This window comes from Pseudomonas sp. GW821-FHT11D10 (genome assembly GCF_058808435.1).
In genome coordinates this window covers 93,086-109,100 of sequence record NZ_JBXARR010000009.1, presented here as the reverse complement: position 1 = coordinate 109,100, position 16,015 = coordinate 93,086, and the positions used below count along the sequence as shown (strand labels likewise).

Annotated in this window: 14 protein-coding genes; 7 read left to right on the top strand and 7 right to left on the bottom strand. The window is 61.3% G+C overall.

The annotated features are described in order from the left end of the window. Nucleotides 1–24 precede the first annotated feature (24 nt). From proW to AC1RT4_RS23495, 7 genes are all read left to right on the top strand, one after another. Nucleotides 25–978: a glycine betaine/L-proline ABC transporter permease ProW gene (proW, locus tag AC1RT4_RS23525; RefSeq protein ID WP_493088221.1), complete on the top strand. Its 954-nt coding sequence runs from the start codon at nt 25–27 to the stop codon at nt 976–978. A 42-nt stretch (nt 979–1,020) separates the two neighbouring features. After that, a complete protein-coding gene (gene proX, locus AC1RT4_RS23520) occupies nt 1,021–2,043 on the top strand; it encodes a glycine betaine/L-proline ABC transporter substrate-binding protein ProX (RefSeq protein WP_192564685.1) in 1,023 nt (340 codons plus the stop codon). 179 nt (nt 2,044–2,222) lie between these two features. Next, nucleotides 2,223–3,539, top strand: a complete 1,317-nt coding sequence (locus AC1RT4_RS23515) for an NAD(P)/FAD-dependent oxidoreductase (protein WP_493088219.1) — start codon at nt 2,223–2,225, stop codon at nt 3,537–3,539. Nucleotides 3,540–3,602: 63 nt separating this feature from the next. Beyond that, nucleotides 3,603–4,931, top strand: a complete 1,329-nt coding sequence (locus AC1RT4_RS23510; protein WP_169430062.1) for an MFS transporter — start codon at nt 3,603–3,605, stop codon at nt 4,929–4,931. Nucleotides 4,932–4,997: 66 nt separating this feature from the next. Continuing rightward, nucleotides 4,998–5,900, top strand: coding sequence for a dihydrodipicolinate synthase family protein (locus AC1RT4_RS23505; RefSeq protein WP_007955394.1), 903 nt, complete (start codon nt 4,998–5,000; stop codon nt 5,898–5,900). 1 nt (nt 5,901) lies between these two features. Continuing rightward, nucleotides 5,902–7,392 (top strand): aldehyde dehydrogenase, encoded by a 1,491-nt coding sequence (locus AC1RT4_RS23500; protein WP_493088216.1) that lies wholly within the window; start codon nt 5,902–5,904, stop codon nt 7,390–7,392. A gap of 128 nt (nt 7,393–7,520) precedes the next feature. Then, nucleotides 7,521–8,546, top strand: coding sequence for a GlxA family transcriptional regulator (locus AC1RT4_RS23495; protein ID WP_493088487.1), 1,026 nt, complete (start codon nt 7,521–7,523; stop codon nt 8,544–8,546). Nucleotides 8,547–8,670: 124 nt separating this feature from the next. On the opposite strand, the gene dmpG is transcribed toward AC1RT4_RS23495, so the two are convergent. The 7 genes from dmpG to AC1RT4_RS23460 form a co-directional block, all read right to left on the bottom strand. Further along, entirely contained in the window at nt 8,671–9,690 is a 1,020-nt protein-coding gene (gene dmpG / locus AC1RT4_RS23490; protein WP_493088214.1) for a 4-hydroxy-2-oxovalerate aldolase, read from the bottom strand. 10 nt (nt 9,691–9,700) lie between these two features. Then, nucleotides 9,701–10,642: an acetaldehyde dehydrogenase (acetylating) gene (locus AC1RT4_RS23485; RefSeq protein ID WP_493088211.1), complete on the bottom strand. Its 942-nt coding sequence runs from the start codon at nt 10,640–10,642 to the stop codon at nt 9,701–9,703. Nucleotides 10,643–10,700: 58 nt separating this feature from the next. Continuing rightward, nucleotides 10,701–11,492, bottom strand: a complete 792-nt coding sequence (locus tag AC1RT4_RS23480; protein WP_493088209.1) for a 2-keto-4-pentenoate hydratase — start codon at nt 11,490–11,492, stop codon at nt 10,701–10,703. Then, the gene (gene mhpA / locus AC1RT4_RS23475) at nt 11,489–13,240 is read right to left on the bottom strand and encodes a bifunctional 3-(3-hydroxy-phenyl)propionate/3-hydroxycinnamic acid hydroxylase MhpA (protein WP_493088207.1); all 1,752 of its coding nucleotides are present in this window, start codon (nt 13,238–13,240) and stop codon (nt 11,489–11,491) included. Before mhpA ends, AC1RT4_RS23480 begins: the two co-directional genes overlap by 4 nt. A 13-nt stretch (nt 13,241–13,253) precedes the next feature. Next, a complete protein-coding gene (locus AC1RT4_RS23470) occupies nt 13,254–14,264 on the bottom strand; it encodes a VOC family protein (protein ID WP_493088205.1) in 1,011 nt (336 codons plus the stop codon). A gap of 9 nt (nt 14,265–14,273) precedes the next feature. Next, a complete protein-coding gene (locus tag AC1RT4_RS23465) occupies nt 14,274–15,143 on the bottom strand; it encodes an alpha/beta fold hydrolase (protein WP_493088201.1) in 870 nt (289 codons plus the stop codon). Between the two features lie 169 nt (nt 15,144–15,312). Further along, entirely contained in the window at nt 15,313–15,918 is a 606-nt protein-coding gene (locus AC1RT4_RS23460) for a TetR/AcrR family transcriptional regulator (protein WP_007955378.1), read from the bottom strand. Between the last annotated feature and the right edge of the window lie 97 nt (nt 15,919–16,015).

Here is a 16,015-nt window from a genome sequence, read left to right as displayed (position 1 = left end):
AGTACGCAAGTGCGAGGTAGCGTCATGTCCGACTTTAACTTTCTGGATACCTTCCAGAGTTTGAATATTCCGCTGGGGTCGTGGGTTGAAACGGCTCTTAAATATCTGGTGCATAACTTCCGGGATGTCTTCCGCTCGATTCGCTGGCCGGTCGATCAGGTGCTCGACGGCGTCCAGTGGGGGCTGCTTTCCCTTCCGCCGACGGTGTTCATCATCATCGCCGGGCTGATCAGCTGGCAGATCGGCGGCAAACGCATCGCGATCTTCAGCGTGGCGACCCTGACCGGGCTCGGGCTGATCGGCGTATGGAACGACGCCATGGTCACCCTGGCACTGGTGCTGACCTCGCTGTTGTTCTGCGCGGTAATCGGGATTCCGCTGGGCATTCTGTGCGCTCGCAGCGACCGCACGGAAATGGTCATCCGCCCGGTGCTCGACGCCATGCAGACCCTGCCGGCGTTCGTCTACCTGGTGCCGGTGGTGATGCTGTTCGGCATCGGCAACGTGCCCGGCGTGATTGTCACGATCATCTTCTCCGTCGCGCCGTTGGTGCGGCTGACCAACCTCGGCATCCGTCAGGTGCCGGCGGACAAGGTCGAGGCGGCGCGGGCCTTTGGCTGCACACCGATGCAGATGCTGATGAAGGTTCAATTGCCACTCGCCGCGCCAACCATGATGGCCGGCTTGAACCAGACCTTGATGCTGTCGCTGTCGATGGTGGTAGTCGCTTCGATGATTTCGGTCGGCGGGCTGGGGCTGATGGTGCTCAGCGGCATCGGTCGTCTCGACATGGGCCTGGCCAGTGTCGGCGGAGCAGGGCTGGTGTTGCTGGCGGTGTTCCTCGATCGCCTGACCCAGGCCATGGGTGAACGCAGCAGCGATCTGGCCACCGGACAGCGCTGGTATGAGAGCGGGCCGGTCGGCCTGGTCATGAAGTTGAAGAACAAGAAGAACGTTGCTCGTGCGGTTATTAACTGAACCTTTCTGCTCACCGATTAAAACTCCAAAGCGTGGTGAAACATGAAACTGGCAAATCTCAAGAAAAGCGTTGTGGCGGGTGTGGTTGCTTCAGTCATGGGCACGATCCTGTGCTCGGCGGCGTTCGCGGCTGACGCCAACAAGCCCGGCGCCGGTGTGTCGATCACGCCGATTTTCCCGACCATCGCCGAAGAGCGCTTTCGCGGTGAAGTGGTTGTGGCCGGGCTCAAGGAACTGGGCTACGACGTCAAGCAGCCAAAGGAGACCGATTACCCGGCGATGTTCCTGGCGCTGTCGTACGGCGATGCGGATTTCACCGTGCATGAGTGGGAGCACCTGCACGAAGCGTTTTATGAAAAGGCTGGCGGCGATGACGTGATGGTCAAGGTCGGGCAGATCATGAAAGGCGTGTTGCAGGGTTACCTGATCGACAAGAAAACCGCAGACGCCTATCACATCAAGGATCTGTCGGATTTGAAGAAGCCGGAGATCGCCAAGCTGTTCGATAGCAACGGTGACGGCAAGGCCGACCTGACCGGTTGCAACCCGGGCTGGGGCTGCGAAGTCATGGTCGAGCACCACATGAAGGCCTACGGCCTGGAACCGACCGTCGTCGACAACCGTGGCTCGTACTTCGCATTGATGGCCGACACCATTGCCCGTTACCAGCAAGGCAAACCGGTGCTGTTCTTCACTTGGGTGCCGCAGTGGATTTCCAGCGTGCTGGTCGAAGGGCGCGACGTGGTCTGGCTGCCGGTGCCGTACACCGATCTGCCTGACGGCAAGGAAAGCAAGGACACCTTCTACGAAGGCAAGAACCTCGGTTTCCCGGTGGACACGGTCAACGTTGTCATGAACAAGGAGTTCGCCGAGAAGAACCCGGTGGCCCGCAAGTTCCTCTCCGAAGTCAGCATCAGCACCGCCGACGAAAGTGCGCAGAACCTGAAGATGCAGCAGGGCGAGAAGTCCCTGGCCGACATCAAGCGCCACGCCGCCGAGTGGATCAAGGCCCACCAGCAAAGTTACGACAGCTGGCTGAGCGATGCGCGGGCTGCGGCCAAGTAAGCAGGTTGTTCGCTGGTTCGAGTGACGGTTATCCAGTGGCGCAAAACGCCGGGCGAAAAGCCGTCATTCAACCCCATTTGATTACGCAACTTCGATGACTGTTTTCATTCAACGCGATTCCGCGCGTTTGCTTCGTGTCGGGTTCGATTTGTCATTTCAACAATAAACGGTTCAACACTATGAAAGTCAGTTCGCTGCCCGCCGATGATGACAGCTGTGGCTGGTTCCACCTGAGCCGGCCGCGCAGCCCCGAGCCTGGCCATCGCGGCCACCGTTCGGCGCGTTGGATGGTCGTGGGTGCCGGCTTCACCGGGCTGGCGGCGGCACGCCAGCTCGCGCTGAACTTCCCCGACGATGAAGTGGTGCTGATCGAAGCGCAGGAAGTGGGATTGGGACCGTCCGGTCGCAATGCCGGTTTTGCGATCGATCTGCCCCACGACATCGGGGCCGAGGACTATATCGGCGATATCGACCTGGCCCGGATCAGTCTGAAGCTGAACCTGGAAGGCCAGTCGATCCTGCGCAATCTGGTCGATCAGTTCGGTATCGATTGCCAGATGAAAGCCTGCGGCAAGTATCAGGCCGCCGTGGAAGAGCGCGGCATCGCGGTGCTTGAGGCTTATCGCCGGGGTCTCGACAAGCTCGGTCAGCCGTATCAGATGATCGAGGCCGAAGAATTGCCCGAGCATCTGGGCACCCGTTTCTATCGCAAGGCGTTGTTCACCCCCGGCGCGGTGCTGGTTCAGCCGTCGGCGCTGGTAAAGGGCCTGGCGGACAGTTTGCCGGCGAACGTCACCCTCTACGAACGCACGCCGATTCTGGAAGTGGAGTACGTCGCCAAGACGTTGCTCAAGCACGCTCACGGCAGCATCACCGCCGACAAACTGATCCTGGCCAACAACTCGTTCGGCATGCGCTTCGGTTTTCTCCAGGGCCGCATGCTGCCGATCTACACCTACGCCAGCATCACCCGCCCGCTGACCGAAGAGGAGCAGGCGCGTCTGGGCGGCAAACCGTTCTGGGGCGCGATTCCGGCCGACCCGTTCGGCACCACCGTGCGGCGCACTCCCGACAACCGCTTGCTGATCCGCAACAGCTTCAGCTTCAACCCCGATGGCCGCAGCAACAGCAAATACAACGAGCGCTTCGTGCGCCGGCACCGCGCCTCGTTCGATCAGCGCTTCCCGATGCTGCCGGGGGTGAAGTTCGAATACACCTGGGGTGGGGCGCTGGCCATGTCGAGGAACCACAACGGCTTCTTCGGCGAACTGGCGCCGAACGTGTACGGCGCGCTGGGATGCAATGGCCTGGGCGTCACCCGTGGCACGGTCACCGGCAAATTGCTGGCCGACTGGCTGGCCGGGGAGCGCGACGGCTTGATCGATTTTCTGTTGCAGGCCCCGGGGCCGACGGGCAACCCGCCCGAACCGTTTCTGTCGCTGGGCGTGAACATGAACCTGAAGTGGGGGCAATACCGCGCCGGCCGCGAAAGTTGAACGCTCATCGCCCGACCTGCGCGATGAACTGAAGTAGCGATGCACTGAATACATGGACAAGAAATGAACAACGTTGCTGTATCAATCGAGGACGTACCGCTCAATGGCTTTCATCGTCTGCTGACGATCCGTTCGGCCGGTGGCTCCTTTGTCGACGGGTATGTTCTGAGCATCATCGGTGTGGCGCTGGTGCACATGTCCAGGTCTCTGGCACTGGACGATTTCTGGGAAGGCATGATCGCCGCCTCGGCGCTGATCGGCATTTTCTTCGGCGGTTTTCTTGGCGGCTGGCTGACCGATGTGCTGGGGCGCAAGCGTCTGCTGTTTGTCGGGCCGACCCTGTTCATCGTGGCCTCGCTGGCGCAGCTGTGGGTCGATTCGGCGGTGGCGTTGTTTTTTCTGCGGCTGCTGCTGGGAGTGGCGGTCGGTATCGAGTACCCGGTGGCGACTTCGCTGCTGGTCGAGTTCATGCCACGCAAATATCGCGGCCCGCGTCTGGCGACGCTGACGATCATGTGGTTCGCCGGGGCTGCAACGGCGTATGTCGTGGGCGAGCTGATGTTCAAGCTGTGGGGCTCCGATGCCTGGCGGCTGGTGCTGGCCAGCGCGGCGATCATCGGCGCCATGCTGTTTCTGGTGCGCATCGGCACCCCCGAGTCGCCGCGCTGGCTGCTGAGCAAGGGCCGCGCCGCTGAAGCCGAAGCGATCATCAAACAGGTCTACGGCAACGACTTCTCCCTGGCCAATCTCCCCGAACATCGCGTGGGCGAGAAGCTGACGATCTTCAACCTGCTGCACTCTGGCTACGGCAAACGCATGTTGTTTGTGGTGGTGTTCTGGACCTGTTCGGTGGTGCCGCTGTTTGCCGTGTATGCCTTCGCACCGAAGGTGCTGGCCGCGCTGAATCTGCAGGGCGACTGGTCGTCCCTGGGATCGGTGGCGATTACCTTGTTCTTTGTCATTGGCTGCGTGATTTCGACCCGGATCATCAACCGTGTGGGCCGACGCAATCTGTTGATCTACAGCTTTCTCTGCTCCGGCCTTGCGCTGCTCGGGCTGGCCGTCGGTCACGCCGGGCCCAATGCGCTGGTGCTCGCCTTCTTTGCCGTTTACGCCTTGTTCATCGGTGGCGCCCAGGTGCTGACGCTGGTGTACCCCAATGAACTGTTTCCCACGGAAATCCGCGCCTTTGCCGTTGGTGTCGGCACGTCACTGTCGCGCATCGGCGCGGCAGCGGGGACTTATCTGGTGCCGGTTTCCCTGAGCACGCTGGGCATCGCCCAGACCATGTACATCGCGGCGGCCGTCACCTTGGTCGGCCTGGTGCTGTCGTGGGTGCTCGCGCCGGAAACCCGCTCGCTCAACCTGCAACAGGCTGCTTCGCTGAACTGAATTTTGTCCGAGCCTTAACGGCTTCGAGCCAATGAATTGAACACTGCAACCACTGGAGAAAAACCTATGAACTTTGACGGCATCTTTACCCCTGCCATTACGCCTTTGTCCGCCGATGGCCAGATCGATTATTCGGCCTTCGCCGAAGTGGTCGAATACCTGATCGAGTCGCGGGTTCACGGCATCGTCATCGGTGGTTCGACCGGCGAGTACTACGCCCACACCACCGCCGAGCGGCTGAAAGTGGCCGAGCGCGCCAAGGAAGTGATCAACGGCCGCATTCCGCTGGTGATCGGCACGGGCGGGATCCGCACCGAAGATGCGGTGGCCTTCGCCGAGCACGCCAAGTCGATCGAGGCCGACGCCATTCTGGTGGGCTCGCCGCCGTATGCCTTGCCGACGCAAAAGGAAATCGCCGCCCACGTACTGGCCGTGGACAAGGCCGCCGGCCTGCCGATCATGCTTTACAACTATCCGGCGCGGATGGGCGTAGCGATGGGCCCGGAATTCTTCGAGGCGATTGCCGGCTGCAAGAACATCGTCGCGATCAAGGAAAGCTCCGGCGACACCGCCCAGTTGCATCGTCTGGCGCATTCGCACCCTTCGATTCAGCTGTCCTGCGGCTGGGACGACATGGCCCTGGAGTTTTTCGCCTGGGGCGCGCGCAGCTGGGTCTGCGCCGGTTCGAACTTCATTCCGGCCGAGCACATCGCGCTGTACGAAGCCTGCGTTCTGGAGAAGAACTTCGACAAGGGCCGGCGGATCATGTCGGCGCTGTTGCCGCTGATGGATGTGCTGGAGAGCGGCAAGTTCGTGCAGTCGATCAAGCACGGCAGCGAACTGGTCGGCCTGCGTGCCGGCGGCGTGCGCAAGCCGATGCAGCCGCTGGAGGCGTCCGAGAAGGAAGTGCTGGAAAGCGTGATCAAAACCCTCAAGCAGAATGTGGCGCGCATCGTCGCGGAGGTTTGAAATGGCCGATCTTCTGAGTCAAGCGCAATACCGCGAACTGGCGGCGAAGCTCGAGTTTCGCAATCAGGCGTTCATCAACGGCGAGTTCCGCAGCGCGCTGTCCGGCAAGACTTTCACCACGACCAACCCGGCCACTGAAGCGGTGTTGACCGAGATTACTGCGTGCGGTGCCCAGGACGTGGACGTCGCTGTCGCCGCCGCCAAGGCTGCGTTCGAGGACGGACGCTGGCAGGGGCTGGCACCGTCAGCACGCAAATCGGTGTTGCTGCGGTTCGCCCAATTGCTGGAAGACCACTCCCATGAACTGGCGGTGCTGGAAAGCCTCGACAGCGGTAAACCGATCCGCGAATGCCAGAACATCGACGTGCCCGAGACGATTCATACCCTGCGCTGGCACGCCGAACTGATCGACAAGATCTACGACTCGACCGCACCGACCGGTAACGGCGCGGTGACCATGGTCGTGCGCGAACCGATTGGCGTGGTCGGTCTGGTGTTGCCGTGGAATTTCCCGCTGCTGATGCTCGCGTGGAAGATCGGCCCGTCGCTGGCCGCCGGCTGCTCGATCGTGGTCAAACCGGCCAAGGAAACCACCCTGAGCACCCTGCGCGTAGCCGAGCTGGCGCATCAGGCGGGGATTCCCTCCGGTGTGTTCAACGTGGTGCCCGGCGGCGGCAAGGAGGCGGGCGAACCGCTGGGCCGTCACCCGGACGTCGCCATGGTCAGCTTCACCGGCTCGACCGATACCGGGCGGTTGTTCCTCAAGTACTCCAGCGAAACCAACCTGAAACGCATCGTGCTGGAGTGCGGTGGCAAGAACCCGGCGGTGGTGATGAACGATGTCGAAGACGTCGATCTGGTCGCCCAGCACGTGGTCAACGGCGCGTTCTGGAACATGGGCGAAAACTGCTCGGCCTCGTCGCGGTTGATCGTGCATTCGGACATCAAGGAGCAACTGCTCCAGCGCGTGCAGGTGCATCTGGCCGACTGGAAAATGGGCGATCCGCTGGACCCGGAAAACCGTCTGGGCTCGATGATCAGCAAGGCGCATTTCGAGAAGGTCCGTTCGTACCTCGACCATGCCCGGGACGAAAACCTTTCGGTGCTGGTGGGGGGCAACACGGCCGACAACATCTTCGTCGAGCCGACCATCGTCGATGGCGTCAGCCGTGACAGTCGTCTGTTCCAGGAAGAAATCTTCGGCCCGGTGCTGAGCGTGACTACGTTCACCTCAGTCGACGAAGCGATCAGCCTGGCCAACGACACGGCTTATGGCCTGGCCGCCTCGGCGTACACCGGCAGCCTGCGCCATGCGCTGAAACTCTCGCGGGGGATTCGTGCCGGCATCGTCACCGTGAACTGCTTCGGCGAGGGCGATGCGTCGACGCCTTTCGGCGGGTACAAGGAGTCGGGTTTTGGTGGGCGTGACAAGTCGATCTGGGCCCATGACCAGTACACCGAGCTGAAAACCATCTGGATCGACGCGTCCTGATTCATCGCGTTTTTTCGCAGGTCACTTTCGCCCCGATCGGTACGCGCGTACCGGTTGGGGCGAATTGCGTTCATTCCCGAGTATTTTGCCGCCCCGGCGGTTAGCATGGCGCTACAACAATGAAACCGATGGACCACACCTTGATCGAACGACGCCAATTCAGCGGTGGCATGAAGGGCAAGAACCTTCGCTACCTGAACGAGCCCGCCAGCGGGCCGGGACGCATGACCCGCACCGGGTTTGTGCTGCTGGAGCATTTTTCCCTGCCGGCCTTCACCCAGGCGCTGGACACCCTTGTCACCGCCAATCTGCTGCGCCCCGGTCTGTTTTCCACGCGCACTTTCGGCTTGAGCGACGGAGAAGTGATCAGCGACCTGGGGCTGGTAATCCGCCCGGACTCGCGTCTGGAAACCAGCGTGTTGCAGGAGCTCGACCTGCTGGTGATCTGCGGCGGTTACCGCACGGAATTGAAGGCGAGCGACGAGTTCATCACCCTGCTGAAAATGGCCGCCGAGGCCGGCGTGATCCTGGCCGGGTTGTGGAACGGCGCGTGGTTCCTGGGCCGGGCAGGGGTGCTGGAAGGCTATCGCTGTGCGATTCACCCGGAGCATCGACCGGCGCTGGCGGAGATTTCCAAGGCGACCCAGGTCAGCAGCGAACCCTACGTGATCGACCGCGACCGCTTGACCGCGTCCAGTCCGTCCGGCGCGTTCCACATGGCGCTGGACTGGATCAAGGGCCTGCACGACAAAGCGCTGGTCGAAGGCATCGAAGACATTCTGGCGTTCGAGGAATCGCGTTACCGGCGGATCAAACCGACCGAGAACATCTGCGTCAGCGCGCCGTTGCGTGAAGTGGTGAAGCTGATGGACGCCAATCTGGAGGAGCCGCTGGAGCTGGAACAACTGGCGGTGTATGCCGGCCGATCCCGGCGTCAACTGGAGCGACTGTTCAAGGAACAACTGGGCACCACGCCGCAGCGTTATTACATGGAACTGCGCATCACCGAGGCCCGGCGTCTGCTGCAACACACCGAGCTCTCTCAGGTGGACGTGCTGGTGGCGTGCGGGTTTGTGTCGCCGAGTCATTTCAGCAAATGCTACAGCGCTTACTTCGGTTATCGCCCGTCCAAGGAAAAACGGCTCGTCAAATGATAAGAACAAGGCGCCTGTCGTCGGCGCCCGAAGTCGTAGCGCACACGCTGCCGGAGCTCCACCCGATACAGCTCAGAGACCGGCCCACCGCTGCGTGGGCGGTAAGCCGGCCATGTTGCACGGTTCAACGCTTGAGCAGATCCAGCGCGACGTCGACGATCATGTCTTCCTGCCCGCCGACCATGCGCCGCTTGCCCAGCTCGACAAGAATGTCGAGGGTCTTGAGGCCATATCTGGCGGCGGCAATTTCGGCATGCCGCAAGAAGCTTGAATAGACGCCGGCATAACCCAGTGCCAACGTTTCACGGTCGACCCGCACTGGCCGGTCCTGCAGCGGGCGGACGATGTCGTCGGCGGCGTCGAGCAGCGTGTAGAGGTCGGTGCCGTGGTTCCAGCCGAGACGTTCGGCGGCGGCAATAAAAACCTCCAGCGGCGCGTTGCCGGCGCCAGCCCCCATTCCGGCCAGACTTGCATCGATCCGGTCGCAGCCTTCCTCGACAGCGGTTATCGAGTTGGCGACGCCCAGCGACAGGTTGTGGTGGGCGTGCATGCCGGTTTCGGTTTCCGGTTTCAGAACGGCTTTGAAAGCCCGGAAGCGATCGCGAACGTCCTGCATGTTCATCGCGCCACCGGAGTCGGCCATGTACACGCAGGTCGCGCCATAGCTTTCCATCAGCCTGGCCTGAGCCGCCAGATGCTCAGGGGCGATCATGTGGCTCATCATCAGGAAACCGACGGTGTCCATGCCCAGTTCGCGAGCGTATTCGATGTGCTGTTTCGAAACGTCGGCCTCGGTACAGTGCGTGGCGATGCGCACCACCCGTGCGCCGGCGTCATAGGCGGCCTTGAGGTCGTGCACCGTGCCGATCCCCGGCAGCAGCAGGGTGGTGATTTTGGCGTGCTTGAGGACATCGGCCGCCGCTTCGATCCATTCCAGATCGGTATGGGCGGCAAAGCCATAGTTGAAGCTCGAACCCTGCAGGCCGTCGCCGTGAGCGATTTCGATCGAATCGACTCTGGCCTTGTCCAGTGCGCGCGCAATGTCTTGCACATTCTGCAGTGAGTACTGATGTCGGATGGCATGGCTGCCGTCGCGCAGGGTCACGTCGGAGATGTAGATTTTCTTGCCGGGATTGAATGTCATGTCGGGCCCCTCAGGCGTTGAGCATCGACTGCGCCATGCGCTCGGCGGTGGCCAAGGCAGCGGAGGTCATGATATCGAGATTGCCGGCGTAGGCTGGCAGGTAATGGGCGGCGCCTTCGACCTCGAGGAATACCGAGGTTTTGAGGCCGCTGAAGCGTCCCAGCCCCGGAATGTTCAGGGGGGCCGATTCGGCAATGACGTCGAACTGAACCTTCTGTTTCAGGCGATAGCCCGGCACATAGGCCTGGACTGCCGCCACCATCTCCTCGACGGAAGCCTCGATCTGCGCCTGATCGGCGGTTTCGGACAGCACGAACACCGTGTCACGCATCATCAGCGGCGGTTCGGCGGGGTTCATGATGATGATCGCCTTGCCTTTGGACGCCCCACCCACCATTTCGATGGCTCTGGAAGTAGTTTCCGTAAACTCGTCGATGTTGGCGCGGGTGCCGGGGCCGGCGGATTTGCTGGCGATCGAGGCGACGATTTCGGCGTAGTGAACCCGGGCAACACGCGATACGGCGGCGACCACTGGAATGGTCGCCTGACCACCACAGGTGACCATGTTGACGTTGAGTCGATCCAGATTTTGCTCCAGGTTGACCACTGGAATGCAGTAAGGGCCGATAGCCGCCGGAGTGAGGTCGATCAGGCGGATACCCGGCTTGATCGCGCGCAGGAGCTTTTCGTTCTCCAGATGGGCACCCGCCGAGGTGGCATCGAAGACGAAGTCGATGTCCTTGAACGCGTTCAGGCGGGTCAGGCCTTCAACGCCCTCGTGGGTGGTCGCGACGCCCATGCGTTCGGCACGGGCGAGACCGTCGGATGCAGGGTCGATCCCGACCATCACCGCCATTTCCAGGTGTCTGGCGTTGCGCAGAATCTTGATCATCAGGTCGGTGCCGATGTTGCCGGAACCAATGATGGCGACCTTGAGTTTGGTTTGACTCATGGGAGCAATCTCTCAGAAGGGCCAGGCCACGGCAGCCTGGCGCAGAAGGACGGGCAGGTCAGATGAAGCGGCAACGGATCTGGCCAAGTCGGGTCAGGTGCAAGTGCAGACTGTCCCCGGCCACGACCGGCGTCATCGGCCCCAGGGCGCCGGAGAGCAGCACGTCGCCGGCCTGCAAGGGCCGGCCCATCCGGGCCATGGTGCGAGCCAGCCACAGGCAGGCGTCCACCGGATTGCCGAGACACGCGGCACCGACACCGATCGAGGCCGTGGCGGCATTCTTTTCCAGCAGCATGCCTTCCAGCCGAAGGTCCAGCGAGGCGAGTGGAGTCGGCTGTTTACCCAGCACATACAGCCCTGATGAAGCGTTGTCCGCCACCGTGTCCACCAGCGATATGTTCCAGTTCTCGATGGCCGAGTCGACGATTTCCAGCGCGGGGACCACGTACTCCACCGCCCGCAGCAGTTCCGCGAGGGTCGTATCTTCATATGGAAGATCGCGGCCCAGAACGAACGCAATCTCGCCTTCGGCCTTGGGCTGGATCAACTGACTGATCTGGATTTCACCGCCATCGGCGATTTCCATATCGGCGAACAGCATGCCGAAATCCGGTTGATCGACGCCCAGTTGCTGTTGCACGGTAGCCGAGGTCAGTCCGATTTTACGGCCGACCAGGAGTCGCCCCTGGGCCAGGGCCCGTTGGGTGTTGATCTCCTGTACGGCATAGGCGCCGGTCAACGAATCGATACCGAAAGTGGACGAGATCCGTGCACAGGGTTGGCGTTGCTCCCGTGCTCTGGCCAGGGCCGCGGCGGCGTCTTGCAGAGGCTGCAAAGGGAACTGGCTCATGCGATTTTCCTCAGCAGCCGGGGTTCGTCCGCAACGACGTCAGAACCAGGGCTCCATTGCAGCTGGAACTTGAGTTCGTTGATGGCCCGATCCAGATCCGCGGCCTCGACCATGGCGAAGGTGAATTTGTCCGGGCGCACCACAGCTACGGCTCCGCTGGAGAACCCCGAGCGCTTGAACCAGGCGACCATCTCACCCTGCACATCCTCCAGTTCGAGCAGTTCACTGGTATTGGAACGACCGGTATCGGCGCCCTGTGGACGGGTACCGAACGGAAAGAGGGTGGCGAAACGCGTGTGCTGGATATCCAGCAGTTTCCGGGACGCCTGACTCAGGTGGGCGCGTGGATCGACCTCAAGTCCTATCAAGGCAAAACCGTCGCCCAACAGGTCGTCAAGCAATACGCGCTGGCCCTTGAAGGTGCGGACTTCGGGTTGCGGAATCATCCGGCCTTCCGGGGAGCGCCGATGGCGGCGAGGCATGCCCAGATAACTGTCAGGGGCATAGGTCGGGGCCGGTTTGAAACGGCCTTCACGAACATAGCGGCCAAGAAATGGTGTCGCCAGGACGGTCTTGACCAGCAGGTTGCGCATCAGGCTGGAAACGGGGCTGGACATCGAGACGAAGTCTTTCATCTGCACCGAAATATCAATCATCGCCTTGGCATGGTGGAAGCGTTCGCTGCCATAGGTATCAAGCAGCGGCTCACCGGCTTGGCCCTTGATCACGGCGTCGATTTTCCAGGCCAGATTGTAGGCGTCACGCACGCCGGAGCTCATGCCCTGGCCCATGAACTGCGGCGTCATGTGGGCAGCATCGCCGGCAATCAATACCCGACCCTTGCGCCAATCCTTCGCCACCAGGGCGTTGAAGGTGTAGACCAGCTTGCGTTTGACCTCGAACTTGTCCGGGTCGACGTAACGGCTGATCAGGTTGCGCACCACGGTCGGATCTTCCATCTGTTCGCGAGTCTGGCCAGGCATCAGCATGAATTCGAAGCGATGGAAACGACCGGGCTGAGGACAGCAGACCGTCGGGCAATCCGGGTCGCAGATGAAACTGAAATAGGGCAGATGACGCAAGGCATCCTCGCCTTCCTTCATCTCCAGGTCGACCACCAGCCAGGGTTCGGGAAAGTTCTTGCCGCTCATGCCAATGCCCAAGGCCTCACGGACCGTACTGCGGCCGCCGTCAGCCCCCACCAGATAGCGCCCGCGAATGGTTTGCGGGTCCGGATCGACTTCGCAGGCCTGGCGGGCATCCGTCGCATCACTGAAGCGGAAGGTGCTGGTGGCCTGATGGGTCACGGTCACCCCATGCTCATCCTGTGTGAACTGCGTGAGCTCACGACCACGGGCAACCCGCACATTGGGATAGCGCTCGAGCAGATCGCTCAGCGTGGTTTCCAGCCAGGGCTGGTAAAGGAAGTTGATGATCGGCCAGCCATAGGGGCGATCGAGGCGCCAGTACTGGCCGAGGATCTTGCCATTGGCCAGCACCCACTGAGCGGGCGTATCGACTTGCATGTTGGCTGAAAGCTCGGCGGCAACGCCGGCAGCCTGCATGACGCGCATGCATTCGTCGTCCGTATAGACCGCCCGGGCGTTGCCATAAAACAGTGGCTCGCGTTCCAGCACAAGCACCGACAGACCACGCTTGCCCAGCAGATGCGCGAGCGTGGCGCCCGTCGGGCCAAGCCCGGAAATAATCACATCGACGCTCGTTACAGACTCGTTTTTGTTATTCATGACGATATCTCTCTTACAGCGGTGAATATTCGGGCTTGAGCAACGAACGTGTGCCGCGGGCGAAGTTGGCCAGGTTGGTGGTCAGCGTGTGCCAGGCACCGCTTTTCTGCGGGCGATGCCCCCACAGGCTGATGCCTTGATAGGAGGTTGTGCGCCAATGCGCCTCATCGACCACCCTGGCATTGCAACCCAGTTCCAGCTCGAAACCGCTGGGGCTCATCACGTAGAACGATTGCTCACGGTCGTTGGGATGCTCACCGATTTCGTGGGCCATTTCGAAACCGAGCGTGCGGCAGCGCAAATAGGCGTTGGTCAGTTCGCTGACCGAGGTGGTCAGCATGTTCATGTGCTGTACACGGGTACGAATCGGATCCATCGGCAGGCCACGCAAGCGGGCGATGGCAATCGAGTGGTGACGTTCGTTGACCCGGAAGAAATCAATGTCCAGGGTCACTCCGGCAATCCGCTCGACGATGTGGTCGCTGGCTCTTGCATCAAATATTTCCTGCCAGAAACGTTGCATCTGCTGTGGTTTGCGCGAGGTGATCGCCAAGTGGCCCATCCCGGCGGAACCGGTGATGAAACCTGCACTGAGCATGTTCAGTGGCTTGTCGGTCAGCAGCGGCTCCCAGAACAGCTCGACGGCCATGCGTTTGGGACCGAGCACCCGCCAGAACCTTTTCACGCCGCGTTTTTCGGCTTCCTCCGGTTGGCTGGGCTGCGCTTGGATACCGAGGCGTTGCAGGCGCTTGAGGACTTCGTCGAGCGTGGCCTGGTCGCGTAACTGCCAGCCGACGGCAAGAAAATCTTCCTGCGGACCGCGCTGGATAATGATCCGCCGCTGGTGCTGATCCATACGGAAAGCCAGGGTTTGTTCGTCCGAGCTGGCCAGGTGCAGGCCGATGCCGTGCTGGAGCAGCTCACGCCAACGCGCCAGATGGCTGGACTCGATCAACGCATAGCCCATGCTGCTGGCGCCGAAGATGTCCGGCGTTGTTCGACTGATCATTGCTTGATTGTTCATGGCGACAACTCAGCGCGCTGTGCGACTGGCGAGGAACGCCAGGGTCACGGAATTGAATTCGTCCGCACGTTCCCACTGCACCCAATGACCGGTCCGGCTGAACAGGTAGAGGTTGCAATCCGGCATGCGACTGCGCAGCGCCTCGCCACCGCTGGGACGGTTGACCTTGTCGTCCGCGCCCCAGAGCACCAGGGTCGGAACCTGGCAGTGCTGGAGACGCGAATCGCGGGTGAAATCCCAGCGCGAGAAACGGGGAATGCCCGTTGGCCGGCGCAGGGGAGGGGCCGCAATCACCTGCGGGTCGATACTCGCCTCGAAACGCTCGCGGATCATCTCGTCACTGACCTGGCTGCCGTCATACACCAGGTAGTCGCGGATAAAACGCGTGATCTTGGCCAGCGTCGGGCCTTCACCGTTGTAGTAGTCGAGCAGCAGCTTGAGACCCGGTGTCGGCAGGCTGCGAGTGGTATTGACGCCACCGGGGCCCATCAGCACCAGAGCCGATACCCGGCCGGGTGCATCCAGCGCCATGCGCAAGGCACAGGCCCCCCCCAAAGAATTGCCCACCACGTGGGCGCTGCTGATGTTCAGGGTGTCGAGCAGGCCGAGCATCGCCCCCGCGAGATCGCCGAAGGGGTCCTTGCGATCCACACCTTTGGTGGATCGGCCGTAACCGGGCATGTCGACCACGATGACGCGGAACTGCCGGGCAAGCGATTCGATATTGCGCGAGTAGTTGGAAAGCCCCGAGGCTCCCGCTCCGCCACCGTGAAGCATCAGCAGAGGATGGCCGACGCCCGTTTCGCTGATGAAAATCTGCCGACGACCCACTTGCACCGTTCGTGAGGTCAGGGCAGGAAGAGGTTCTTTATTGTTCATTGTCAGTTCCTGGCGTAAGGCACTTCGACCCAGGCGGTGGGTACGTGCTTTCGGCAGACTCTAACACTCAAGATTAGAATTGAACAACAGTGTTCAAATATCTTTTTTATGGACAATAAAAAAGCCAGACTCCCAAGGGATCTGGCTCAAGAAAAATCAGCGTAGGACTTCAGGCTGCGAGAAGGGGCAGATCCTGAGTAGCGATGCTGCGCGCGTCATCGGCTGGCACGCCGAGCGCCCTGAGAACGAATTCGGCCATATCGGAACCCGCGTCGCGCCAGGTCTTGTGACCCTGAAGTACCAGCATCGTGGCCCCCAGCACGCCGCCACCGATCATCGCCATCACCGAAGGCAGTTGCTCCTGTCGAAAGCTGTATTGCTCACTGCTCAGGCCGCTGAGCACATCGTGCATGGGCGGACCGCTCCACATCTGTTGCAGCGTCTCATTGCTGGCCCCGTAGCGCACGATAAACGCCCCCCAGTGCGGCTCTTCATGGGCGCGGCGGATATACAGGCGGATACCGGTGGCCAGGCGGACGGCAGGGGACGCATGGGGATCTGTACTGCGCGCGGCCCTGTCATTCATTTCGGCACTGAGCTGGCTGGCGACATCTTCGAACAGCGTCTCCACCGAGTTGAGGTTGTTGTAGATCGTACCGCGCGCTACCCCGGCGATCTGTGCCAGTTCGCTGACATTGACCTCTTCGACACGTTTTTCGACAAACAGCCGGATCGCAGCCTCATGGATACGCTTCTGCACGGGACTGAGTTTCAAAGCAATGAGCTCCAACGGAGAGATTCCGGACATTGAACAAGCGCGTTCAAAATAAAGCAAATCAGCGTTTGCCGATCATTGACATAATTGAACACAA

Excerpts from the sequence above, each read along its gene's own strand:
- proW (WP_493088221.1), top strand. The coding sequence starts at position 25 with ATGTCCGACTTTAACTTTCTGGATACCTTCCAGAGTTTGAATATTCCG.
- proX (WP_192564685.1), top strand. The coding sequence starts at position 1,021 with ATGAAACTGGCAAATCTCAAGAAAAGCGTTGTGGCGGGTGTGGTTGCT.
- AC1RT4_RS23515 (WP_493088219.1), top strand. The coding sequence starts at position 2,223 with ATGAAAGTCAGTTCGCTGCCCGCCGATGATGACAGCTGTGGCTGGTTC.
- AC1RT4_RS23510 (WP_169430062.1), top strand. The coding sequence starts at position 3,603 with ATGAACAACGTTGCTGTATCAATCGAGGACGTACCGCTCAATGGCTTT.
- AC1RT4_RS23505 (WP_007955394.1), top strand. The coding sequence starts at position 4,998 with ATGAACTTTGACGGCATCTTTACCCCTGCCATTACGCCTTTGTCCGCC.
- AC1RT4_RS23500 (WP_493088216.1), top strand. The coding sequence starts at position 5,902 with ATGGCCGATCTTCTGAGTCAAGCGCAATACCGCGAACTGGCGGCGAAG.
- AC1RT4_RS23495 (WP_493088487.1), top strand. The coding sequence starts at position 7,521 with ATGGACCACACCTTGATCGAACGACGCCAATTCAGCGGTGGCATGAAG.
- dmpG (WP_493088214.1), bottom strand. The coding sequence starts at position 9,690 with ATGACATTCAATCCCGGCAAGAAAATCTACATCTCCGACGTGACCCTG.
- AC1RT4_RS23485 (WP_493088211.1), bottom strand. The coding sequence starts at position 10,642 with ATGAGTCAAACCAAACTCAAGGTCGCCATCATTGGTTCCGGCAACATC.
- AC1RT4_RS23480 (WP_493088209.1), bottom strand. The coding sequence starts at position 11,492 with ATGAGCCAGTTCCCTTTGCAGCCTCTGCAAGACGCCGCCGCGGCCCTG.
- mhpA (WP_493088207.1), bottom strand. The coding sequence starts at position 13,240 with ATGAATAACAAAAACGAGTCTGTAACGAGCGTCGATGTGATTATTTCC.
- AC1RT4_RS23470 (WP_493088205.1), bottom strand. The coding sequence starts at position 14,264 with ATGAACAATCAAGCAATGATCAGTCGAACAACGCCGGACATCTTCGGC.
- AC1RT4_RS23465 (WP_493088201.1), bottom strand. The coding sequence starts at position 15,143 with ATGAACAATAAAGAACCTCTTCCTGCCCTGACCTCACGAACGGTGCAA.